The sequence below is a fragment of the Nonomuraea sp. NPDC059023 genome, assembly GCF_042740095.1.
In the GTDB taxonomy this organism is placed as follows: Bacteria; Actinomycetota; Actinomycetes; order Streptosporangiales; family Streptosporangiaceae; genus Nonomuraea.
Genome location: NZ_JBHYIO010000004.1, coordinates 144,745 through 165,745, shown reverse-complemented (window position 1 = coordinate 165,745; position 21,001 = coordinate 144,745). Strand labels below are relative to the sequence as shown.

At 71.3% G+C, this 21,001-nt stretch carries 22 protein-coding genes; 5 read left to right on the top strand and 17 right to left on the bottom strand.

The window, feature by feature from the left end; translation table 11 throughout:
- The first annotated feature begins 11 nt into the window (after positions 1–11).
- Positions 12–986 carry a LacI family DNA-binding transcriptional regulator gene (locus tag ACFWYW_RS08940; protein WP_379613302.1) on the top strand — a complete coding sequence of 325 codons (975 nt, stop codon included), beginning with the start codon at positions 12–14 and terminating at the stop codon, positions 984–986.
- On the opposite strand, the gene ACFWYW_RS08935 is transcribed toward ACFWYW_RS08940, so the two are convergent.
- From ACFWYW_RS08935 to ACFWYW_RS08890, 10 genes are all read right to left on the bottom strand, one after another.
- Positions 983–2,467, bottom strand: a complete 1,485-nt coding sequence (locus ACFWYW_RS08935; RefSeq protein WP_379613303.1) for a cation acetate symporter — start codon at positions 2,465–2,467, stop codon at positions 983–985. The two genes, ACFWYW_RS08940 and ACFWYW_RS08935, sit on opposite strands and share 4 nt — an antisense overlap.
- A complete protein-coding gene (locus ACFWYW_RS08930) occupies positions 2,464–2,829 on the bottom strand; it encodes a hypothetical protein (RefSeq protein WP_379613304.1) in 366 nt (121 codons plus the stop codon). Before ACFWYW_RS08930 ends, ACFWYW_RS08935 begins: the two co-directional genes overlap by 4 nt.
- The gene (locus ACFWYW_RS08925) at positions 2,826–3,563 is read right to left on the bottom strand and encodes a LytR/AlgR family response regulator transcription factor (RefSeq protein WP_379613305.1); all 738 of its coding nucleotides are present in this window, start codon (positions 3,561–3,563) and stop codon (positions 2,826–2,828) included. The genes ACFWYW_RS08930 and ACFWYW_RS08925 overlap by 4 nt, the downstream gene beginning before the upstream one ends.
- 78 nt (positions 3,564–3,641) lie before the next feature.
- Positions 3,642–4,820 carry a sensor histidine kinase gene (locus ACFWYW_RS08920; protein ID WP_379613306.1) on the bottom strand — a complete coding sequence of 393 codons (1,179 nt, stop codon included), beginning with the start codon at positions 4,818–4,820 and terminating at the stop codon, positions 3,642–3,644.
- On the bottom strand, positions 4,799–5,218 hold the full coding sequence (locus ACFWYW_RS08915; protein ID WP_379613307.1) for an HIT family protein: 420 nt from the start codon (positions 5,216–5,218) through the stop codon (positions 4,799–4,801). The genes ACFWYW_RS08920 and ACFWYW_RS08915 overlap by 22 nt, the downstream gene beginning before the upstream one ends.
- On the bottom strand, positions 5,215–5,922 hold the full coding sequence (locus ACFWYW_RS08910) for a DUF1838 family protein (RefSeq protein WP_379613308.1): 708 nt from the start codon (positions 5,920–5,922) through the stop codon (positions 5,215–5,217). Before ACFWYW_RS08910 ends, ACFWYW_RS08915 begins: the two co-directional genes overlap by 4 nt.
- A 51-nt stretch (positions 5,923–5,973) precedes the next feature.
- The gene (locus ACFWYW_RS08905; RefSeq protein WP_379613309.1) at positions 5,974–6,399 is read right to left on the bottom strand and encodes a protease inhibitor I42 family protein; all 426 of its coding nucleotides are present in this window, start codon (positions 6,397–6,399) and stop codon (positions 5,974–5,976) included.
- Between the two features lie 44 nt (positions 6,400–6,443).
- Positions 6,444–6,893 (bottom strand): hypothetical protein, encoded by a 450-nt coding sequence (locus ACFWYW_RS08900; RefSeq protein ID WP_379613310.1) that lies wholly within the window; start codon positions 6,891–6,893, stop codon positions 6,444–6,446.
- Between the two features lie 106 nt (positions 6,894–6,999).
- A complete protein-coding gene (locus tag ACFWYW_RS08895; protein WP_379613311.1) occupies positions 7,000–7,320 on the bottom strand; it encodes a hypothetical protein in 321 nt (106 codons plus the stop codon).
- A gap of 81 nt (positions 7,321–7,401) precedes the next feature.
- Positions 7,402–7,563, bottom strand: coding sequence for a hypothetical protein (locus ACFWYW_RS08890; protein WP_379613312.1), 162 nt, complete (start codon positions 7,561–7,563; stop codon positions 7,402–7,404).
- Between the two features lie 102 nt (positions 7,564–7,665).
- Here ACFWYW_RS08890 and ACFWYW_RS08885 point away from each other — a divergent pair, with 102 nt between their 5' ends.
- The 4 genes from ACFWYW_RS08885 to ACFWYW_RS08870 are packed head-to-tail and all read left to right on the top strand — an operon-like array spanning position 7,666 to position 13,799.
- Positions 7,666–10,743 carry a DEAD/DEAH box helicase gene (locus ACFWYW_RS08885; RefSeq protein ID WP_379613313.1) on the top strand — a complete coding sequence of 1,026 codons (3,078 nt, stop codon included), beginning with the start codon at positions 7,666–7,668 and terminating at the stop codon, positions 10,741–10,743.
- 2 nt (positions 10,744–10,745) lie between these two features.
- A complete protein-coding gene (locus tag ACFWYW_RS08880) occupies positions 10,746–11,555 on the top strand; it encodes an SWIM zinc finger family protein (protein ID WP_379613314.1) in 810 nt (269 codons plus the stop codon).
- A 39-nt stretch (positions 11,556–11,594) separates the two neighbouring features.
- Entirely contained in the window at positions 11,595–12,827 is a 1,233-nt protein-coding gene (locus tag ACFWYW_RS08875; protein ID WP_379613315.1) for an MFS transporter, read from the top strand.
- Between the two features lie 9 nt (positions 12,828–12,836).
- Positions 12,837–13,799, top strand: a complete 963-nt coding sequence (locus tag ACFWYW_RS08870; protein ID WP_379613316.1) for a phosphotransferase — start codon at positions 12,837–12,839, stop codon at positions 13,797–13,799.
- Here the strand turns inward: ACFWYW_RS08870 and ACFWYW_RS08865 are convergent.
- The 7 genes from ACFWYW_RS08865 to ACFWYW_RS08835 form a co-directional block, all read right to left on the bottom strand.
- A complete protein-coding gene (locus ACFWYW_RS08865; RefSeq protein ID WP_379613317.1) occupies positions 13,722–14,660 on the bottom strand; it encodes a diacylglycerol/lipid kinase family protein in 939 nt (312 codons plus the stop codon). The genes ACFWYW_RS08870 and ACFWYW_RS08865 overlap by 78 nt on opposite strands.
- A gap of 38 nt (positions 14,661–14,698) precedes the next feature.
- Positions 14,699–17,443: an immune inhibitor A domain-containing protein gene (locus tag ACFWYW_RS08860; protein WP_379613318.1), complete on the bottom strand. Its 2,745-nt coding sequence runs from the start codon at positions 17,441–17,443 to the stop codon at positions 14,699–14,701.
- A 73-nt stretch (positions 17,444–17,516) separates the two neighbouring features.
- Entirely contained in the window at positions 17,517–17,864 is a 348-nt protein-coding gene (frdD, locus tag ACFWYW_RS08855) for a fumarate reductase subunit FrdD (protein WP_379613319.1), read from the bottom strand.
- Positions 17,861–18,238 (bottom strand): hypothetical protein, encoded by a 378-nt coding sequence (locus ACFWYW_RS08850; RefSeq protein WP_379613320.1) that lies wholly within the window; start codon positions 18,236–18,238, stop codon positions 17,861–17,863. The genes frdD and ACFWYW_RS08850 overlap by 4 nt, the downstream gene beginning before the upstream one ends.
- Positions 18,235–18,996 (bottom strand): succinate dehydrogenase iron-sulfur subunit, encoded by a 762-nt coding sequence (gene sdhB, locus ACFWYW_RS08845; RefSeq protein WP_379613321.1) that lies wholly within the window; start codon positions 18,994–18,996, stop codon positions 18,235–18,237. Before sdhB ends, ACFWYW_RS08850 begins: the two co-directional genes overlap by 4 nt.
- Positions 18,989–20,722 (bottom strand): fumarate reductase (quinol) flavoprotein subunit, encoded by a 1,734-nt coding sequence (gene frdA / locus ACFWYW_RS08840; protein ID WP_379613322.1) that lies wholly within the window; start codon positions 20,720–20,722, stop codon positions 18,989–18,991. The genes sdhB and frdA overlap by 8 nt, the downstream gene beginning before the upstream one ends.
- Before the next feature lie 5 nt (positions 20,723–20,727).
- Positions 20,728–20,961, bottom strand: a complete 234-nt coding sequence (locus ACFWYW_RS08835) for a hypothetical protein (RefSeq protein WP_184962500.1) — start codon at positions 20,959–20,961, stop codon at positions 20,728–20,730.
- Positions 20,962–21,001 lie beyond the last annotated feature (40 nt).

Here is a 21,001-nt window from a genome sequence, read left to right as displayed (position 1 = left end):
GGGGGCAGAGTATGACAGCGCGCAAGCCGACCATGGCCGACGTGGCCAGGTACGCGGGGGTCAGCCTGAAAACGGTCTCCCGGGTGGTCAACCGGGAGCCGCACGTCAGCGCCGAGGTCCAGCTAAAAGTGGGCGCCGCGATCAGCGCGCTCGGCTTCCGCCGCAACGAGGCGGCGGCCCGGCTGGCCAGGGGCGCCACGATGCTGACCATCGGGCTGGTCATGGAGAACATCTCCAACGAGTTCTACTCGCGCCTGGCCAAGGCGGTCGAGGCGGCCGCCGCCGAGCACGAGGCGCTGGTCGTGTTCGGCTCCTACGAGGAGCGGCCCGAGCGCGAGCGCATGCTGGTCGAGTCCATGTACGCCCGCGGCGTCGACTCCCTGATCGTCGTCCCGTCGTCGGGCGACCACGCGTGGCTGGCCAGGCACACCGGCCTGACCACGGTCTTCGTGGACCGGCTGCCGCCCGGCCAGGACAGCGACGTGGTCCTGCTCGACGACCTGAGGGGCGGCCGCCTGGCCACCGGGCACCTGCTCGCGCACGGCCATCGAAGGATCGCGCTGATCTCCGACGACGTACGGCTGAGCTCGGTGCGCGACCGGGCCACCGGCTACCGCGAGGCGCTCGGCGCGCCGGACGAGCGCCTCGTCGTGCACGGCGTCTTCGACCCGTGGCGCGTCTCGCAGGAGGTCGCCCGGCTGCTCGACCTGGCCGACCCGCCCACCGCGTTCTTCGCCACCAACAACCGGGCCGCGATCGGCATCCTGCAGGCCCTGCGCGAGCGCCCGGAACGCCCCGCCTACGTGGGTTTCGATGACTTCGCGCTGGCGGAGGTGTTCAACCCCGGCGTGAGCGTGGTCCGCTACGACATCGACCGCATCGCCCGCAGCGCGGTCGGCCTCCTGCTGGACCCGTCCGGACGGCCGCGCCGGGTGACCGTACCGGTGGAGCTGGTCGTCCGCGGATCCGGCGAGCGCGCCCCCTAGCCTTTGGGCCGCCAGTCGCCGCGGTCCAGGTCGAGGTCCTCGGGCGTGTGCAGGCGTACCATCGTCCTGGCCACGCCCGGCGGCACCCGGTGCGGGGTCAGGAACGACACCGCCACCATCACGGTGAACGCGATCGGCACCGTCCACGCCGCCGGCTGCGCCAGCAGCGCGTTGACGACCCCGTCGTACGGCCCGCCGATGATCGTGGCCAGCACCGCGCAGCAGGCCAGCCCGCCCCCGGCGAACAGCCCGGCGAGCGCGCCCGTCGTGGTCAGGCGCCGCCACCAGATGCCGAGCACGAGCAGCGGGCAGAACGAGGAGGCCGCCACCGCGAAGGCCAGCCCCACCACGTCGGCCACGGGCAGCGAGCGCGCCCACAACGCCAGCGCCAGCGGCACCGCCACGGCCATCAGCGTGGCGATCCTGAACGAGCGCACGCCGCCGCCCAGCAGATCCTGCGCGATCACCCCGGCCACCGACACGGTCAGCCCCGACGAGGTGGACAGGAACGCCGCGAACGCCCCCGCCGTCACCAGCGCGGTCAGCAGGTCCCCGAGCGTGCCGCCGACCATCGTGCCGGGCAGCGTGAGCACGACCGCGTCGGTGCGGGCCAGGTCGGGGGTGTAGAGCCGGCCCAGCCAGCCGTAGGCGGCGGGCAGCAGGTAGAAGGCGCCGAGCAAGGTCAGCACCACGAGCGTCGTACGGCGCGCCGCCCGCCCGTCCGGATTGGTGTAGAAGCGCACCAGCACGTGCGGCAGCCCCATCGTGCCCAGGAACGTCGCCAGGATCAGCGAGTACGTGGAGTAGAGCCCGTACTCCTTGCCGCTGCTCAGCGGCATCTGCCAGGTGGCCGCGTCGGCCGCGCTCAGGCCGGGCGCGCCGTCACGCTTCCAGGCCAGCAGCAGGAACACCAGCGGCACCGCCAGCGCGGTCAGCTTCAGCCAGTACTGGAAGGCCTGCACGAACGTGATCGAGCGCATCCCGCCCGACAGCACGTTGACCGCCACCACGACCGCCACCAGCAGCCCGCCGACCCAGATCGGCGCCCCGGTGATCGTGCGCAGCACCAGCCCGGCGCTCTGGAACTGCGGCATCAGGTAGAGCCAGCCGATCAGCACCACGAGCACGCTGGCCGTACGGCGCACGGCCATCGACTCCAGCCTGGCCTCGGCGAAGTCGGGCAGCGTGTACGCGCCGGAGCGCCGCAGCGGGGCCGAGACGAGCACGAGCAGCACCAGGTAGCCGCCGGTCCAGCCGACGGGCAGCCACAGCATGTCGATGCCGTAGGTGAGGATGAGGCCGGCGATGCCGAGGAAGGAGGCGGCCGACAGGTACTCGCCGCCGATGGCCGAGGCGTTCCAGAGCGGGCTGACCGTGCGGGAGGCGACGTAGAAGTCGGAGGTGGTGCGGGAGAACCGGATGCCGAACGCGCCGATGAGCACCGCGGCCACCACGACGACCACGACCGCGGTCAAACTCATTTGCGCTCGACCAGGTCGGCGAAGTGGCGTTCGTTGCGTTCGGCCTGCCGTACGTAGAGCCAGGCTCCCACCACGAAGGCGGGATAGATGAGGCAGGCGAGCACCGCCCACGGCAGTGGCACGCCGAGCAGGTGCAGGCCGCGCACGTCCGGCAGGAGCAGGAACAGCAGCGGCAGCCCGCCGATCACGCAGGCCAGCACGGTGCAGACGAACAACGCCAGGCGGAACTGGGTGCGCAGCAGGGAGCGCATGTAGACCTCGCCGACCACGGTCTGCTCGTCGATCTCGCGCGTGGCCGGGTAGCGGCGGCGGCGGGCGGCGGCGGTGCGGGGGCTGGTGACGGCGACGCGGCGGTTGCTCATCGTTTGGCTCTTCTGACGAGGAGGTCGCGCAGCTCGCGGGTGTGGCGGCGGCTGACCGGGATCTCGGTGCTGCCCACGGTCACCGTGCACCTGCCTGAGTCGATGTGCAGCTCCTCGATGTGCTTGACCGCGACCAGGTGGCTGCGGTGGACCCGGACGAACCCGGCGGCGGCCCAGCGTTCCTCCAGCGTGTTGAGGGGGATGCGGACCAGGTGGGTACCCGTCTGGGTGTGCAGGCGAGCGTAGTCGCCCTGCGCCTCCACGTACACGACATCGGCGGAGGAGACGAAGCGCGTCACCCCGCCCAGCTCGACCGGGATCGTGTCGGCGTCCTCGCCGTCCGGCGCCACGTCGGAGGACAGGGCGACTCTGCGGATCGCCTCGGCCAGGCGTTCCGGGCGTACCGGCTTGAGCAGGTAGTCCTCGGCCTTGATCTCGAACGCGTCGACCGCGTGTTCCTCGTAGGCGGTCACGAACACCACCCGGGGCGGGTTGGCGAACTGCGCCAGTAGGCGGCCCAGCACCACGCCGTCGAGCCCGCGCATCCTGATGTCGAGGAAGACCGCGTCGACCGGGCGGCCCTCGGCGATGCCGCGGTCGAGCTGCCGCAGCGCCGCGGCGCCGTCGCGGGCGGTCAGCACCTCGTCGATCCGCGGGTCGGCGCGCAGCAGGTAGGACAGGTCCTCCAGAGCCGGAAGTTCATCGTCGACCGCCAGGACGCGCAAGCCAGCCACGCAACACTCCTTCCGATCCCTTGACAGTGATAAAAGCGACAAGAGGCGTCAAGCCCGTCACGCGCAGGTCACAGGTCACTAGCGGGCCGAGACCCCCGGGTGGTACTTCGGCACGCGCACGTTGACCTTGGTCCCGGCGCCCTTGCCGGTCTCCACGACCAGGCCGTACTCATCACCGTAGACCTGGCGCAGGCGCTCGTCGACGTTGGCCAGGCCCACGCCGCCCGCGCTGACCACCTCTCCGGCCAGGATGAGCCGGAGCCGGTCGGGGTCCATGCCGAGACCGTCGTCCTCGACGCTGATGCGGCACTCGGCCCCGGCGTCCTCGGCGACGATGGTGATCCGGCCGACGCCGTTCTTGCTCTCCAGGCCGTGCCGTACCGCGTTCTCCACGAGCGGCTGCAGGCAGAGGAACGGCACCGCGACCGGCAGCACCTCCGGCGCGATCCTGAGCGTGACCTGGAGCTGGTCGCCGAAGCGGGCGCGTTCCAGGATCAGGTAGCGGTCGATGGAGCGCAGTTCCTCGGCCAGCGTGGTGAAGTCGCCGTGGCGGCGGAAGGAGTAGCGGGTGAAGTCGGCGAACTCCAGCAGCAGCTCGCGGGCGCGCTCCGGGTCGGTGCGGACGAACGAGGCGATCGTGGTCAGCGAGTTGTAGATGAAGTGGGGGGAGATCTGCGCGCGCAGCGCCCGTACCTCGGCCTCCATCAGGCGGGTGCGGGAGCGGTCGAGCTCGGCCAGTTCCAGCTGGGAGTCGACCCAGCCGGCCGTCTCCTGCGCCGCGCGCACCAGCCCGGCGGAGGCGTGCGGGCCGTAGGCGGCCAGCGAGCCGACGATGCGGTCGTCGGTGGTCAGCGGCACCACGACCGCGTGCCTGATCGGGCATTCGAGCAGCTCGCACGGGATCGACAGCACCTGGGTACGGCCGTCGCGCAGGGTCGCCGCCGCGTGGTCCAGGGCGTCGGCGGCGTGGTGGTCGCCGATGCCGTCGTACACCAGCAGCCGCTCGCCGTCCGTGATCGCCAGCGCCGGCGAGCCGAGCAGCTCGCGCAGGTGGCGCGAGGCCTTCTGTGCGCCCTCGGCGGTCAGCCCGGCCCGCAGCGGCGGCGCGGCCAGCGAGGCGGTGTGCAGCGTCTCGAACGTGGCCCGCTCGGCCGGCCCGGTCCCCAGCTCGCGCCGGCCGCGCAGGACCCGCCACAGCACCACGGCCGGGACGCCGACCAGCACCACCGCCAGGATCAGGCCGACGGCGAGTTCCATGACTTCCTGATCAGCTCGGCGTAGGACTCGGCCTCGGCGTCGTCGGCGTACTTGGTGCGCGGCCAGAAGAAGCCGCGCAGCCCGTCCTTCTTCTGGCGCGGCACGATGTGCACGTGCAGGTGGGCGACGCTCTGGCTGATCCGGTTGTTCATCGCGACGAACGTGCCCGCCGCCCGCAGGCCGTCCTCCACCGCGCGGGCGCCCGCCTGGACGCGTTCGAAGAACGGGCCGACGCCGGTGAGGTCGGCCAGCGTCTCCACGTGACGGCGCGGCACCAGCAGGACATGGCCCTTGAAGACCGGCCTCGTGTCGAGGAAGCCGACGGCCACCTCGTCGGAGAAGACCGTGAAGGCGGGCCGTTCCCCCGCGATGATCTCGCAGAACAGGTCGGTGCTCACCTGCCGACTTTAGCCGCGAACGCCGACCAGCTGCTCACGTTGGGGCCGCCCCACTCCTGGGGCGCGTGCAGGAAGTGCTCGCCGACGTGCGCGGCCAGCCGCTCGGGGGCCTCGGCGACCTTGCCGCCCCTGACGTGGTAGACGAGGCCGCCGGGGCGCTGTCCCATCGCCATCCAGGGCAGCCAGGGCGAGACGCGGCTCCAGGAGAAGAAGCTGGGCACGTTCTGGATGTCGCTCTCCACGTCCTCGGCCTTCGCGAAGAACTGGAAGAGCTCGAGGGCACGATAGGTGTCGTTTGCCGAATTTTCCGGAAATTCCGCGACTTTGAGGGGCGAGGGGTAGGCGAGACGGATGTCCACGTTGAAGATGACCTGGTCGCCGATCCTTGTCCGCGGGACCGGGTACGCGCCCAGGCGCTGGTTGACCGGGTCGTTGAAGACGTGCTGGACCTCGACCTGCCGGCCGGTGAACGGGTTGTCCCAGGTCTGGAGGATCTCGCGGGACTTCGGGTCGAGATAGGCGGCGGCCTCGCGGGTCAGGAGCTGCCAGGCGCCGTCGGCCTCGGCCACGCGCGCCACGTTGAGGCCTTCGAACCCGAACAGGTGGTGCGGGCCGTCGTCGTCCTGCCAGCCGTACACGTCGCCGGTCCACCACGAGATCGTCTCGGCGCCGTCAGTCGAGGCGCGCACCCGAAGGAAATCCATGGGGTGAAGCCTCTACGACCGCGCGTCAGGTTTCAAGACACTCTGTCGTGATCACTTGACGGTGATGGTGAAGATCGCGGTTCCGGACTCCCTGACGCTGTCCGGGGCCGTCGGCGTCTTCTCCGCCCCGCAGCGCCAGCAGTTGTACAGCTTGACCTCCGTCGTGCCCGGCCGCTTGGCGTTGAAGACGAAGTAGCCGGTGCCGCCGCTGCCCGGGGCGTCGCCGTCGCTCTCATGCTCCTCGCTGATGAACGAGGCCACCGTCGCGTCCGGCACCTCGACCAGCGACCAGTTGTCGCCGACCGACGGGTTGTCGGCGACGACCAGCGAGAAACGATCGCCCTGGCTCACCTCGACCGGGGTCGTCCGGCCCTTGGCGCCCTTCACGACGGTGCCGTAGTCGCTGACCGCCGAACCCGCGCCGCATCCCGCCGCCGCGACGGCCAGCAGGACCGCCGCGGCCCATGTCCTCTTCACCTGCCGCAGCGTATCGTTCCCTCCCCGGGGGTACGGCGGCGCGTTCAGCGCCTGCGCTTGAGCAGGCGGCGCACGACGAGGGCGACGATGGTGCCCACGGCGGCCATCACCAGGATGGGGCGCTTCTTCGCCTCCGTGGCGGCGGCGTCGGCCACCTCCCCGGCCTTGTCCGTCGCGGCCGCGGCCGTGTCCTTGGCGGCCACCGCCATCTCGCCCGCCTTGTCCTTCGCCGTGGCTGCCAGCTCGCCCGCCTTGTCCTTGGCCGTCGCGGCCGTGTCCTTGGCCGTCGCGGCGACCTCGCCCGCCTTCTCCTTGGCCGTGTCGGCCATGTCGCCTGCTTTATCCTTAGCCGTCGCCATCGCGTCGCCTGCCTTGTCTCTCGTTCCGGTCGTCTCATCGGGCTCCGCACCGGCCGGGGTACCCACCGTGGCCCGGTGCGCGCCCACGTCTCCCGCGCTGCGGTCCCGGTCCATCCCGGGATCTGCCTCGGTCATCTCCGGGCCCCTCCTTCACCACGTCGGCACGGATGGAAGGCGCCCGCGGCGTGTGCCGCCGCCTCCTCCGACGAGAAAGGCGCCTACCCAGCCGGGAGGCGCTCTATCACGGCTGTTCCCCGCGCAGGTCCTCGCGCATGGCGTCGCGGGCGGCGAGAAGCGGGTCCTTCTCCTCGGCGTGCTCACGGATCGCGGCGAGCTCTTCCTCCGCGCGCACGTCCGTGACGTCCCCGTGCGTGTTGTCGGCCGCGACGAACACGCCGCGCGCCTTGCGCGCCGCTTCGGCGGCCTCGGCGTTCTCCGCCGCACCCGCCCGGGTCTGCGGCACGTTGATCGAGGTCGGGTCCACGGGCGTGCCCACGACGGCCTCGTGCGCGCCGACGTAACCTGCGGTCACTCCCTCGACGTATTCCTCGTGCTCCTCCATCGGCCCTGCCTTCCCGTGCTCTCACCCGTGGTTCTAACCGCACGGGTCGAGATCAACGGCAAAGCCCCGGCCACGATGTGGTCAGCGCCGGGCGAGCCTCAGCAGGAACCCGACCACCGCCACGGCGTCGGACGACTTGGGCACCTCACACCAGCCACCCGGCTTGTCCGGCGCGGCGAACGGCGAGGGCAGTTCGCACGGCGGCGCCGGCGGTTTGGGGCGTTCGCACCAGGATCCGGTCATACCGTCAGCGTACGTCGGGCCCCGCCGCCGCCGCGAGCCTCCATCCGGTAAGCGTCACCCCAACGGCGGCGTGCTGTCGGTGTCCGGCGGTAGCCTGCCGGGGTGCTGGTGGTGCATGGAGTGTGGGCGGGTGGCGGGCTCGCCTTCTGGGCGGAGGACACCGAGGCGGTCGGAGCCGTGTCGCGTGGTGCCTGGCCGCGGCCTCATCCGTTCGCCGCCGGGCATGAGGAGCTGGCCGCCCATCTCGGGCTGTCCGGCGGCGGGCACCGGGTGATGGAGATGGTGCTGCCGGGCTCGGCCGCCGCCCCGGTGCCGTCGCCGGAGACCGGGCTTCTGGGCGACGGGGTGCGAGCGCGGGCGCGCGTCTGGCGGGTGCCGGTCGTGGTGCCGGAGGCCGGACGCTGCCTCGACCTGCTCAGCTCCGGCGGGGCGACGGTGCGGTTCTGGGGCGTCGTGGCGGAGCTCGCCCGCGATCTCGTACGGCGCGGCCGTGTCCTGCCCCAGCTCCTGCCGTCCGCCGAGCACGCGGGATCCGCGGATGGGGCGGACGCGGTTGAGGCGGACGCGGTTGAGGCGGACGCGGACGAGGGGCTGGCCATGTGGGCCGTCCCGCAGGACACGGCGCTGGCTCGGTGGCGGGTGGTGCTGACCGGGCAGGACGCCGCGCGGTTCCGGGAGCTGGCCCTGGCGATGCCGCCCGCCTGCCGTACCGGAGACGTGGAGCGGGCCTCGGCCGGGGTGCTGCGCGCGGCGCTCGACCACTTCGCCGACGCCCACGTCAGGGCCCAGGTCCACGAGCCGCTGGTGGCGCGGCCCCGCACGCTCAGGGACCGCTGGCTGGCCGCGCTCACCGGGCCCGGCGCCTCCTGCCCGGACGTGCCGGAGCTGCGGGAGGCGCTGACCGGGTGGTATGACGCGGTGGCGGCGGCCGACAGTTCGGCGCGCGTCAGCTTCCGCCTGGTCGAGCCCTCGGCGGACGCCGATGCCGGGGACGCGGGGTCCGGGAGCGCGGGGTCCGGGAGTGCGGGGTCCGGGAGTGCGGGGTCCGGGAGTGACGACGGGTGGCGGGTGGAGCTGGCGTTGCAGGCCGTGGACGATCCGAGCCTGTACGTCCCCGCCGACCGGATCTGGCGGGGTGAGCCGCTGCCAGGGTTGCCTTCGCGGCCCGAGCGGGAGCTCCTGACCGGGCTGGGCCGGGCGGTACGCCTCTATCCCGATCTCGACCCCGCTCTCCGGGTGGCCGAGCCGCGGGAGCTGGTCCTCGACACCGCGGGCGCGTTCACCTTCCTGCGGCAGGCGGCGCCGCTGCTGCAGGCGGCCGGGTTCGGGGTGCAGCTGCCCCGCTGGGCCGGGCGGGCCAAGCTGGGGCTCAAGCTGACCACCCGCACCAAGAGCCAGCAGGCGGCCACCGGCCAGGGGTTCGGGTTGCGGGAGCTGGTCGACTTCCGTATCGATCTGGCCGTCGGTGACGAGAGCGTCAGTGAGGAGGAGCTGGCGGAGCTGGCCCGGCTCAAGGTGCCGCTGGTGCGTGTGCGCGGGCAGTGGGTGGAGCTGGACGAGCGCCAGCTCAAGGCGGCCCTGCGGGCGGTCGAGGGGCGCAGGGACGGCGAGCTGAGCGCGGCCGAGATCCTGCGGAACGTCGTTCAGGGCGAGGACGACGAGCTGCCCCTGCTGGAGATCGACGCCGACGGTGTCCTCGGCGATCTGCTGTCGGGGCAGGCCGAGCGGCGGCTGACCCCGCTGGCCACCCCGGCCGGGATCGACGCCACCCTGCGGCCCTACCAGGAGCGCGGGCTGGCCTGGCTGAGCTTCCTGTCGGAGCTGGGGCTGGGCGGCGTCCTGGCCGACGACATGGGCCTGGGCAAGACGATCACCACGCTGGCACTGCTGGCCCACGAGAGGGCTCAGGCCGTACCGGCGTCGCCGACGTTGCTCGTGTGCCCGATGTCGCTGGTCGGGAACTGGCAGCGGGAGGCGGCCAGGTTCGCGCCCGGCCTGAAGGTCTACGTGCACCACGGCAGCGGACGTGACGCCGCCCAGGCCGAGGGCGCCGATCTGGTGATCACCACGTACGGCACCGCCCAGCGCGACCTGGAGACCCTGAAAGGCTTCACCTGGCAACGCGTCGTCTGCGACGAAGCCCAGGCGATCAAGAACAGCGGCACCCTGCAGGCCCGCGCCGTACGGGCGATCCCCACCCGCACCCGCCTCGCCCTGACCGGCACCCCGGTGGAGAACCACCTGGCCGAGCTCTGGTCGATCATGGAGTTCTGCAATCCTGGGATGCTGGGCTCGCGTTCCAGGTTCAGGTCCCGCTACCAGGAGCCGATCGAGGCCCGCCAGGACGAGCAGGCCACGCTCGCGCTCAAACGCGCCACCGGGCCGTTCGTGCTGCGCCGACTCAAGACCGACCGGTCCATCATCACCGACCTGCCGGAGAAGCTGGAGGTCAAGGAGTGGTGCTCGCTCACCCCCGAGCAGGCCTCCCTGTACCAGGCGGTGGTCGACGACATGATGGGCAAGATCGACGGCAGCGAGGGCATCGAGCGGCGCGGGCTGGTGCTGGCCGCGATGGCCAAGCTCAAGCAGGTCTGCAACCACCCGGCGCACCTGTTGAAGGACGGTTCGCGGCTGCCGGGCCGTTCGGGCAAGCTGGCCCGGCTGGAGGAGCTGACCGAGGAGATCGTGGCGGAGGGCGAGAAGGCGCTGGTCTTCACGCAGTACGCGGAGTTCGGCACGATGCTGCAGCCGTACCTGGCCGCCCGGCTGGACCGCCCGGTGCTCTGGCTGCACGGCGGCCTGGCGAAGAAGGCGCGTGACCGGCTCGTCGACCGGTTCCAGAACGACCCGGAGCCGATGGTGTTCCTGCTCTCGCTGAAGGCCGCGGGCGTCGGCCTCAACCTGACCGCGGCCAGCCACGTCATCCACGTGGACCGCTGGTGGAACCCGGCCGTCGAGAACCAGGCCACCGACCGGGCGTTCCGCATCGGGCAGCGCAAGAACGTCCAGGTGCGCAAGCTGATCTGCGCGGGCACCCTCGAAGAGCGCGTGGACGAGATGATCGAGCGCAAGAAGGCGCTGGCGGAGCGGGTGGTCGGCACCGGCGAGGACTGGCTGACCGACCTGTCCTCCCAGGAGCTGCGCGAGGTCTTCCGCCTGGGCGCCGAGGCGGTGAGCTGAGCATGCCGGTCGGCAGGGACGGATGGTACGACGGCGGCCGGCCGATCACGGTCGAGGGCGGGCTCAAGGCGCGCACCCAGCGCGGCACGATCGGCGCCTCGTGGTGGTCGCGCAGGTTCGTCGACATCCTGGAGCGGGTGTGCGACAAGGGGCGGCTGGCGCGCGGGCGCACCTACGCGCGCAAGGGCCAGGTGCTCTCGCTGGAGCTGGCCGCGGGCCTGGTGAGCGCCAGGGTGCAGGGCTCGCGCCCGGACCCGTACGAGGTGGCGGTCAGGGTCGAGGTGTACGCGGAGGCGCTGTGGGCCGACCTGGAGGCGGCGATCGCCGGGCAGGCGGTGCACCGCGCCAAACTGCTGGCCGGGGAGATGCCGGCGGAGATCGAGGAGGTCTTCGCCGCGATGGGCGTCGACCTGTTCCCGCACGATCTGGACATGGAGTGCTCGTGCCCGGACTGGGGGTTTCCGTGCAAGCACCTGTCGGCGGTGCTCTACCTGCTGGCCGAGTCGTTCGACGACGACCCGTTCCTGGTGCTGGCCTGGCGGGGCCGTACCAAAGAGCAGTTGCTGGGGTCGCTGGCCGATGACGGCGGGGCGGGCGGCGACCCGCTGGCGGTGGCGGACGTGCCGTTCGCCGACCGGCTGGCCGACTTCTACGCGGCGGGCGCGAGCCTGGGGCGGCCGGAGCGGCGGGCAGCGGGCGCGCCCGATCTGCTGCTGCGGTTGTTCCCGCCGCCGGAGGGGCTGGCGCACCAGCTCGGACCGGCCTACATCGGCATGGCCGCAGATCTTGAGGCACCCGCCGGCGAGACCTAATATGAGGGCCCTCTCGCCCCGAACCGGAGAGGACTCCTCGTGAGCTCACCCGCGTTAACGGCAAAGGTCTCCGGCGGTTGGACGGCACGGCTCTCCCTGGCCCAGCTCGGGCTGATGATGGGCTGGTTCACGCTCATCCAGATCGTGCTTCCCCAGCACATGGTGGAGGTGGACAACGCCCACAAGGAGGCGTCGCTGGCGGTGGTGTTCGCCGTGGGGGCGGCGGTGTCGATGGTGTCGAACGTGGCGTTCGGCGCGCTGTCGGACCGCACCCGCGGCCGCTTCGGCAGGCGCCGCCCGTGGATCATGTTCGGCGCGCTGACCGGCGCCGCGGCCCTGGTGCTGCTCGGCACCCAGCGGACGGTGCTGGGCATGACGATCGGCTGGAGCCTGGTGCAGCTCACGTTCAACGCGGCGTACGCCTCGACGGTCGCGGTGGTGCCGGACCGGGTGCCGGAGTGGCAGCGCGGCCGGGTGCTGGCGGTGGCGGGCGCGGCGCAGGCGGCGGGACCGCTCCTGGGCGGGCTGGTGGTGGCGCTGGTCGTCACCGGCGTGCTGCCGTCCTATCTGGCGATGGCGTTGCTGCTGCTGGCGACCGTGCTGCCGTTCGCGCTCGGGACCGGCGAGGGGCCGGTGCCGGACGCGGCCAAGGCGCGCTTCGACTGGCGCACGCTCTGGGTGAGCCCGCGCCGCCACCCCGACTTCGCGTGGGCGTGGGTGACGCGTTTCCTGCTGAACCTGTCGATCTCGATGGGCACCGGCTACCTGCTCTACTACCTGCGTGACGCGATCGGCTACGAGCGGCTGTTCCCCGGGCACGGCGTGGACGAGGGCGTGCTCATCCTGCTGGCGGTCTCCACGGTGGCCGGCATCGCGCCCACGCTGCTGTCCGGCTGGCTGTCGGACAAGATAGGCAAGCGCCGCCCGATCGTCAGCGTGGCGGCGCTGCTGACCGCCTCGGCGGGGGTGCTGCTGGCGTTCACCACGTCCTGGCCGACGGTGATCGTGGCGGCGGTGATACTCGGGGCGGGCAGCGGCGCGTTCCTGGCCGTGGACCAGGCGCTGCTGACGCAGGTGCTGCCCACCGACCTCGACCGGGGCAAGGACCTCGGCGTGCTCAACCTGGCCTCGGCCGGGCCGCAGGTGCTCGCGCCGGTGCTGGCCGCGCCGCTGGTCACGCAGCTGGGCGGCTATCCGGCGCTCTACACGGTCACGGCCGCGGTGGGCATTGCCGGCGCCCTCCTGGTGTGGAAGATCCGCGGGGTGCCGTAGCGTCGGCCCATGCTGATCGAGACGGCCGAGCGGGTGGCGCGGGAGTTCGAGCTGGGCGAGGTGACGGCGGAGCCGGTCTACGCGGCACGCGGCGAACTGGGCCTGATCTGGCGGGTGGACACCGACCGGGGTTCGTGGGCGGTCAAGGAGTCGCTCATCGACGTGGCCGAGCACGACGCCGCCGCCGACGTGGCCTTCCAGCGCGCCGCCGCCGCGGCCGGCGTGGTGCTCCCGGCCCCGGTCGTGGACCGCGGCGGGCGGGTGATCCTGCGGGCGCGGCCGTACGACCTGAGGGTCTACGAGTGGGCCGAGCTCGCCGCCGGCGAGATCACCGCCGCCCAGCTGGGCGCGGCGACCGCGAGCGTCCATCGCGTACGGCACGCCGCCCGCGGCCCGGTGCCCGGCTGGTTCGCCGCCCCGCTCGGCGCGGAGGGGTGGGCGGGGATCGCCGCGATCTCGCGCCGCCAGGAGTGGGAGGACGCGCTGCGCACCTGGCTGGACGACCTCGTCGCGGTGGAGGCGATCGTCGCCGAGCCGGATCCGGCGCGGGTGACGACCTGCCACCGCGACCTCAACGAGGAGAACCTGCGCATGTCCGCCCAGGGCGTGCTCACCGTCCTGGACTGGGAGAACTGCGGCCCGGCCGTGCCCGCCTGGGAGCTGGCCGCGATCGTGGCCCGCGACCCCGGGGTCTACCCCGCCTACGTGGCGGCGGGCGGTCCGGCGCGGGTGACCCGGCCGGAGGACTTCTCGATGCGCGTGGCCGTACAGGGGCATCTGCTGGAGTTCTACGCGCGGCGGGCGAGCGATCCGGCGGAGGACGAGGAGAACCGGGCGCGCTCGCGCGCCCGCCTGCGCGAGATGCTGACGCGGCCGCTCACGCTGGAGCGGATCTCAGCGATCCTCGAAGGTCTCCGGGACCATCACGCGCACCCCGTTGGGCACCACGCGCAGCCTGATGGGGGTGCGTAGGCGCACCTCTCCGTCGACGTCGGCGGCCATCGGCGGGTCGGTCTCCAGCAGCATCTCGCGGCCGGTCACGAACGGCCCGCCCGCCATGCTGCGCCAGCGGCCGGACGCCGCCCGCACGAGCGTCTCGCCGAGCAGCCGCAGCTTCTTGCCGGAGCCGAGCTGGTAGGCGACGAGCTGGCCGTTGTCGATGCTGATGTCCTTGGCCACCTGCCAGCCGCCGTGGAAGCGGCCGTTGGCGATGTTGAGCTGGTGGGTGAGGAGCTCGTGGCGCTGGCCGTCGACGGTGATGAAGGCGCGGAACGGCCGGTGGCCCGGCAGGATCGTCAGCGCCGTCAGCGGGTAGGCGGGGCGCCCGATGATGCGCTTGAGCCACGGCTTGACCTTGCCGGCCACCTCGACGGAGACGCCGAAGCTGGCCAGGTTCGCGAACGGGCGGTCGTCGGCCATGCCGAGGTCGATGTCGGCGACCTTGCCGGTGGCGAAGACGTTGATCGCGCCGGCCAGGTCGAGCGGCAGGCCGAGGCTGCGGGCGAAGTTGTTGGTGGTGCCGAGCGGGAGCACGCCGAGCGCGACGTCGCGGTGAGCGATGTGGCGCACGGCCGACGACAGGGTGCCGTCACCGCCCCCGACGATCAGCAGGTCGGGCTGGGTGGCCAGCGCCCTGTCGAGATGCTCGCGCAACCGCTTGGGCTTGAGCACCGAGAACTCGGCGAGTGGTTCGAAGCCCAGACCGTGGATGAGGTCGAGCGCCTCGAAATAGTGGCGGCGACCGCGGCGCGAGCGAGTGTTGATCACCACGGCCACCCGGCGCTCCCGCCGGATGGCCGCGGTGTGCTCCGCCTTGGTCCTAAGGTCCGTCATGGTCCCTCATCGTAGGGCCGCCGGAGCGGCCCCTACGATCACTTCTTGGGCGCGACGACCTGGACGATGGCTCCGAGGTTGCCGGGCAGGGGGCTGACCAGCTTGAACTGGACGCCCAGCGCCTTGCCCTCGTCACCCGGGTTGCCGGTGCCGAGCTTGTGGCCGTGGCCCATGTCGGTCCCGTACAGGTCGGGGGCGGGGGTGCCGTCGAAGTTGACGACGCGCGTGCTGTACTGCTGGTCGCCCTTGGCGGGGACGACCGCCGACGCGTCGAAGTCGCGGTAGAACAGCGAGCCGTTCTGCAGCTCGAAGCCCGGGTACCAGGTCTTCGCGTCGGTGAAGTTCGGCACGCCCTTCAGCGCGGCGATGTCCGAGCAGTACTCGCTGAACGGCTCGTCCGGCGCCTCCAGGCACTCCTTGAACGGGTAGGTCTTGTTGAAGGAGAACGCGGCGTTGGAGGTCTGGGAGCGGCCTTCCAGGTTCTTGTTGCGGCTCGGGTCCTTGGCCGCCGCGGTCCCGGTACGGCGCAGCGGCTCGTAATGGGAGTCCACGACCAGCAGGCTGCCCTTGGCTCCGATGCTGGGCAGCTGCTCCAGGCTCGGGATGATCACGTTGTTGGTGTAGGTCGAGTCGCGGAGCCAGACCAGCAGGCCGGGCGCGTTGTACTTGACCTTCTGCACGTTCCACGCGCCGTCGCGCGAGTAGGTGGTGTCGTAGGCGTACTGCAGGCCCTTGTCGAAGCCGTCGAAGTTACGCCACTCGGCGAGGTAGAAGCGGGAGATCTCGCGCGAGCCGTTGTTCACGGTCCAGCCCTGGCCGCTGGTGTTGGTGAACGTGCCGCCGGTGGCCTTCCAGCCGTTCTCGCCGCCCTCGACGTCGTCGCTCCACACGGCGGTGCCGCCGTTGGTGAGCTGGAAGTCGTCGGCGTGCCAGCCGCGCGGGGTGGAGGCGGCGTCGGTGTTGTAGGCCAGGCGCAGCTTGACGGTCTGGCCGGCGAACGGGGTCAGGTTGACGTAGTCGTGCCGCCAGCCGTCGGTGTTGCCGGTGAGGCCGTACTTCTTGTTGCCGAACGTCTTGAGGTTCTTGTTCGGGTCCGGGTAGTCGTCCGGGGTGGTGACTTCCTGGCCGGCCTCGTTGAAGACCTTCTGCTGGGTCCAGGTGTTGCCGCCGTCGGTGGAGACCTCGACGAAGCCGTAGTCCCAGTCGGCCTCGATCTCGTAGTTGTTCCACATCCAGAAGCGCAGGTCGCTTCCGGCGGGCACCTGCACGTCGCGGGTGACCTTGACGTTGGCCCACTCCTGGTCCATGCCGGACCACCAGGCGTTGGCGCCGCTGTGGGCGTCGATCATCTTCAGCGGCTGGCTGGCCAGGTTGACGCGGATGCCGTCGGCGGTGAACTTGGGCGTGCGCGAGGACTGGCCGACGGTGACCAGCTTGCCGGCGTCACCGGGGTTGAGCGTCTTGGGGTTGGCCCAGCCGAGGACCCACTTGTCCCACAGGCCCATGTGCGTCGGCATCGACTGGAAGATCGGGCCGGAGTGCGAGCCGCTGGACATCAGGTCCCAGAAGTCGACGGAGGAGCTGCCCGCGCCGCTGGTGTCGTACAGGTCGGGCAGGCCGAGGTCGTGGCCGTACTCGTGGGCGAAGACGCCGACGCCGGAGTCCTCGGGCTGCACGATGTAGTTCGAGATCTTCTTGTCGGTGCCGGGGACCTGGTAGCCGCCGGCGACCGCGCTGGAGTGCGCCCAGATCGCGTAGGTGCCCTCCTTGCCGCCGTCGGAGGACTTGTCCTTGCCGGCGTGGACGAGCACCAGGTGGTCGATCACGCCGTCGGGCTCGGCGAAGTTGCCGTCACCGTCGGCGTCGGAGGTGTCCTCCTGGTCGTACTCGGCCCAGTTGAAGCCGGGCTGCGTCTGCGCCAGGACGTTGACCGCGTCGATGGCGAGCTGGCCGGCGCCCAGCGGGTTGTCCGGGTGGCCGGACATGTCCTGGGGTGCGCCACCGCAGGCGGCCGCGCCGTACCACGCCTCGGAGTGCGGGGCCTTGATCCAGCCGACGGCGGAGCCGGTGACGGAGTAGGCGCCCTTGGACATCTCCTCGTACATCTTCTTCATGGTGTGGCCGGAGATGTCGATGCCGGGGCGGCCGTCGCGCGGGTCCTTGAGGTCCTTGCGCACGCGCTCGGTGATGCCCTTGTCGGTGTAGAGCATCTTGTTGAAGTGCGCGGGGCTGAAGTCGGGAACCCAGAAGGAGTTGTTGTCCTTCTGGGGCAGGCTCGCCGGGTCGGGGATGTTGTTGTGGAGCGGGCCGTTCATCTTGGTGCCCGGCGGCTCCACGACGCAGTCGTCGGGCGCGCTGTCGGGCGTGCGCAGGCGGTTGTAGCCGGAGAAGTCGTCGTTGGCGTTCTCGTTGAACTCCACGAGCAGGGTCAGCAGCTTGGCCGTCTTGGTCTGCTTCGACTTCTTGAAGATCCAGTCGGCGGGGTTGCGGCCGGTTCTGATGGCCTCGTTCTCCCGGGCGGCCAGGACGCGGCCGGCGACCGGGTTGCCGCTGGTGAACTTCTGGTCGAACTTCTGCGCCGGGGAGAGGCTGCGGGCGGCGGGCGAGCCCGGCGCCGGCGGATCCGCGAGGGTCTTCTCCACCCGGGGCGGTGCGTAGTTGATGTAGGCGTCTGCCGCGCTGGGGACATACCTCGCGATAGAGGCGTCCGCGGGTGCGACGGCGAGTCCCGTGGCGATGAGGGTGAGCGCGGGGACTGTGGCTAAGTAGCGTCTGCTTGGCACAAAGCGGACGCTAAGCCCAAGGTCAAGTGATCGTAAAGCCCTTTCGGGAAATGTGATGTATGAGTGGGGAATTTCAGAACAGCAGAAGCACGGCCAGAGTGCCGCCCGCAATAGCGCCGCCATAACAGAGCAGCGCGATGAACAGGTCGAATCTGGCCACGCTCAGAAGTTCCTCACTGGTGTGCCGGATCCGGTGCGCCGCGTGAAACAGGCACAGGACGATGACGGCCACCAGGGCCAGCCGTACCGGAACCGGGTCAAGAAGCGCGGTCAGATGCGGCGTGGACGGCCAGTCGAGCACGCCGAGCGGCATGAGCACCCCGAACAGCAGCACCAGCACGGGCAGCAGGAGCGCGGCCACCACTCCCCCGCCGCTGAACAACAGCCACAGATACGGCTCGGCCGTGCGCCGCCGGCTCATGGCGTCCTCAGCACGACGTAGGCGATGACCGCCGAGATCAGCAGCCAGGCGGAGTGGTTGCCGCCCTGGATCATCCAGGCGGGCAGGCGGTAGCCGTCCAGCCGGACGACGGTCGCCTTGGGGGCCAGGTTCAGGAACGTCACCGCGTGGAAGGTCGTGGCGGCCAGCGCGAGCACGTTGAGCACGATCACCCACGGCTGCCCGGCGAAGGCGGCCGGGTCGCCGCCGTTCAGCACGGCGTCGATGACGATCATCAGGAAGACGATCGCCCACGCCACGAACACGCTGGTCAGCTCGCGCGCCACGAACACCGTGTAGTTCCGGTTGCGCAGGAACCACGCGTGGTCGCGCGGCGGCCGGTACGCCGTCGTCATCGCCTGCTCCAAGGGAGGATGGACCGCATCGCGGCCGTGACCTTGTAGCGCTGGATCGCCTCGGCCGGATCGACGTGCTTGGGGCAGACCCGGGTGCATTCGCCGACGAACGTGCACCCCCACACCGCCTCGTCCAGGTTGAGCATGTCGAAGCGGTCGCCCATGTCGCGCGAGTCGAGCTCGTAGCGCTGGGCCAGCGCGATCGCGGCCGGGCCGAGGAAGTCGGGGTCGAGCACGTAGACCGGGCAGGCCGAGTAGCAGAGCATGCAGTTGATGCACATCGAGTACTGCTTGTACGCCTCCAGCTGCGCCGGGGTCTGCGCGTGCTCGGTCGTCAGCGGCAGCTCCTCGCCCTCCCTGATCAGCCACGGCTTCACGTGCCGCAGCTTGTCGAGGAAGTCGTCGACCTCCACCACCAGGTCGCGGATGATCGGGAAGCCCTTGAGCGGCTCGATCCTGATCGGCCCGTCGCCGAACTCGGTGAAGAACGTGCCGCAGGTCAGCCGGGGCTCGCCGTTGACGTTCATGCCGCACGAGCCGCAGATGCCCATCCGGCACGACCAGCGGAACGACAGCGTCCCGTCAAGCTGGTCCTTGATGTAGTTGAGCCCGTCGAGCACCGCCCAGTCGTCCATGAGCGGCACGTCGAAGCTCTCCAGCACGGGCACGCTGTCCTGGCCCGGCCGGTATCGGGTGACTTCGAGGGTGATGGTGCGCGTGGTGGCCTGGCGTGCCTCGTGGTGTTTCGCCTCAGTCACGGCCATAAACCCTTTCGCCGGGAGGCCAGCGGGTGATCGTCACGGGCAGCAGCCCGACGGACGGCGCGCCGTCAGGCGCGCGGTAGACGAGCGAGTGCGCCAGGAACTCCGTGTCGTCGCGCGCCTCGTAGTCGGTGCGCTGGTGCGCGCCGCGCGACTCGCGCCGGTTGAGCGCGCAGGCGGCGATCGTCTGGGCCACGTCCAGCATCGTGTGCAGTTCCTGCAGGTTGATCAGCTCGGTGTTGAAGGTGGCGCTGGTGTCGTCCATCCGCGCGCCGTCCGCCCGCTCGCGCAGCTCGGCCAGCGTGTCCACGGCCTTGGCCAGCTCGGCGCCGGTGCGGTAGATCCCGGCCGCGCCCTCCAGCGTGTGCTGCATCCGCTCGCGCAGGTCCGCGATGCGGTCGCCGCCGTGGTGGCCCTCCCGCGCGCGCTCCAGCCGCCGTCGCTCGTCCTCCCCCTGCGCGCGTACGGCGGGCGGCTCCGCCTGCCGGTGCGCACGGGCGAAGGCGGCGGCGGCCGTACCGGCTCTGCGGCCGAAGACGAGGATCTCGGGCAGCGAGTTGGAGCCGAGCCGGTTGGCGCCGTTGATGCTGACGCAGGCGGTCTCGCCCGCCGCGTACAGGCCGGCGATGGGGGTGGCGCCGTCCAGGTCGGTGTGGACGCCGCCCATCACGTAGTGCACGACCGGGCGGACCGGGATGAGGTCGGTGGCCGGGTCGAGGTTCTGGTAGCTGCGGCACAGCTCGCGCACGAACGGGATCCTGGCGTCGATCTTGCCTTCGCCCAGGTGGCGCAGGTCCAGGTAGACGACGGGGCCGTAGGGCGTCTCGACGGTGCGGCCGCGCCGCTGCTCGTGCACGAACGCCTGCGAGAGGCGGTCGCGCGGGCCCAGCTCCATGCTGCGCAGCTTGGGCTTCTCCGTCGGCTTGCCCAGGTCGTAGTCCTGGAGGTAGCGGTAGCCGTCCTTGTTGATCAGCCAGCCGCCCTCGGCGCGGGCCGCCTCGGTGATGAGGATGCCGGTGAACGGCAGGCCCGTCGGGTGGTACTGGATGAACTCCATGTCCTTCAGCGGCGCCCCGGCCCGGTAGGCCAGGGCCATGCCGTCGCCGGTCTTGATGGCGGCGTTGGTGGTGAAGGGGAAGACCCGGCCGCAGCCGCCGGTGGCCAGGATGACGGTGCGGGCGGCGATGGTCTCGATGCGCCCGGTCCTGATCTCGACGGCCACGACGCCGTGGACGCGGCCGTCGTCGACGATCAGCTTGGTGACGAACCACTCGTCGTAGCGCCAGATCTCGCCGTATTTCATGGTGGTCTGGAACAGGGTGTGGAGCAGGTGGAAGCCGGTCTTGTCGGCGGCGTACCAGGTGCGCTCGCGCTTCATCCCGCCGAACGGCCGCACCGCCACCCGCCCGTCGCCCTCCCGGCTCCACGGGCAGCCCCAGTGCTCCAGCTGGATCAGCTCCCGGGGCGCCTCGGCCACGAAGGCCTCGACGGCGTCCTGGTCGCAGAGCCAGTCGCCGCCGGAGACGGTGTCGTAGCAGTGCTCGTCCAGGGAGTCCCCCGCCGCGATCACTGCGGCGGCGCCGCCCTCGGCCGAGACCGTGTGGCTGCGCATCGGGTAGACCTTCGACACGACCGCCACGCTCAGCTCCGGGTCGGCCTCGGCGACCGCGATGGCCGCGCGGAGCCCGGCGCCGCCCCCTCCGACGATGAGCACATCGATCATGGGCGTCACTTCCCGTGGTCGGGTTCGATGGGGTCCTTCACCCGCTTGCCGTCGTGCCGGATGGCGGACAGATGGATGCTGCCGTCGTGGTACTCGTGGCGGATCCTGCGGCAGCCGCACTCGAAGAACTGATCCCTGATGACCAGGCCGTAGCCGTCGTCGTCGACGAGGCGCTCACCGCCGGATCGTTTCCCGCAGGGGGCCTGTTCGGGGGTGAAGGGGATTTTGGTGCCTGTCATCGCCGATCTCCCTAGAAAGGCGAAATGTCATCTCCACACA

Bases quoted from the DNA above. Each gene is read 5' to 3' on its own strand.
- ACFWYW_RS08895 (WP_379613311.1), bottom strand. From the start codon at position 7,320: ATGGAGGAGCACGAGGAATACGTCGAGGGAGTGACCGCAGGTTACGTC.
- ACFWYW_RS08865 (WP_379613317.1), bottom strand. From the start codon at position 14,660: ATGACGGACCTTAGGACCAAGGCGGAGCACACCGCGGCCATCCGGCGG.
- ACFWYW_RS08880 (WP_379613314.1), top strand. From the start codon at position 10,746: ATGCCGGTCGGCAGGGACGGATGGTACGACGGCGGCCGGCCGATCACG.
- ACFWYW_RS08910 (WP_379613308.1), bottom strand. From the start codon at position 5,922: ATGGATTTCCTTCGGGTGCGCGCCTCGACTGACGGCGCCGAGACGATC.
- ACFWYW_RS08835 (WP_184962500.1), bottom strand. From the start codon at position 20,961: ATGACAGGCACCAAAATCCCCTTCACCCCCGAACAGGCCCCCTGCGGG.
- ACFWYW_RS08920 (WP_379613306.1), bottom strand. From the start codon at position 4,820: ATGGAACTCGCCGTCGGCCTGATCCTGGCGGTGGTGCTGGTCGGCGTC.
- ACFWYW_RS08940 (WP_379613302.1), top strand. From the start codon at position 12: ATGACAGCGCGCAAGCCGACCATGGCCGACGTGGCCAGGTACGCGGGG.
- ACFWYW_RS08870 (WP_379613316.1), top strand. From the start codon at position 12,837: ATGCTGATCGAGACGGCCGAGCGGGTGGCGCGGGAGTTCGAGCTGGGC.
- frdA (WP_379613322.1), bottom strand. From the start codon at position 20,722: ATGATCGATGTGCTCATCGTCGGAGGGGGCGGCGCCGGGCTCCGCGCG.
- ACFWYW_RS08930 (WP_379613304.1), bottom strand. From the start codon at position 2,829: ATGAGCAACCGCCGCGTCGCCGTCACCAGCCCCCGCACCGCCGCCGCC.
- ACFWYW_RS08850 (WP_379613320.1), bottom strand. From the start codon at position 18,238: ATGACGACGGCGTACCGGCCGCCGCGCGACCACGCGTGGTTCCTGCGC.
- ACFWYW_RS08935 (WP_379613303.1), bottom strand. From the start codon at position 2,467: ATGAGTTTGACCGCGGTCGTGGTCGTCGTGGTGGCCGCGGTGCTCATC.
- ACFWYW_RS08900 (WP_379613310.1), bottom strand. From the start codon at position 6,893: ATGACCGAGGCAGATCCCGGGATGGACCGGGACCGCAGCGCGGGAGAC.
- ACFWYW_RS08890 (WP_379613312.1), bottom strand. From the start codon at position 7,563: ATGACCGGATCCTGGTGCGAACGCCCCAAACCGCCGGCGCCGCCGTGC.
- frdD (WP_379613319.1), bottom strand. From the start codon at position 17,864: ATGAGCCGGCGGCGCACGGCCGAGCCGTATCTGTGGCTGTTGTTCAGC.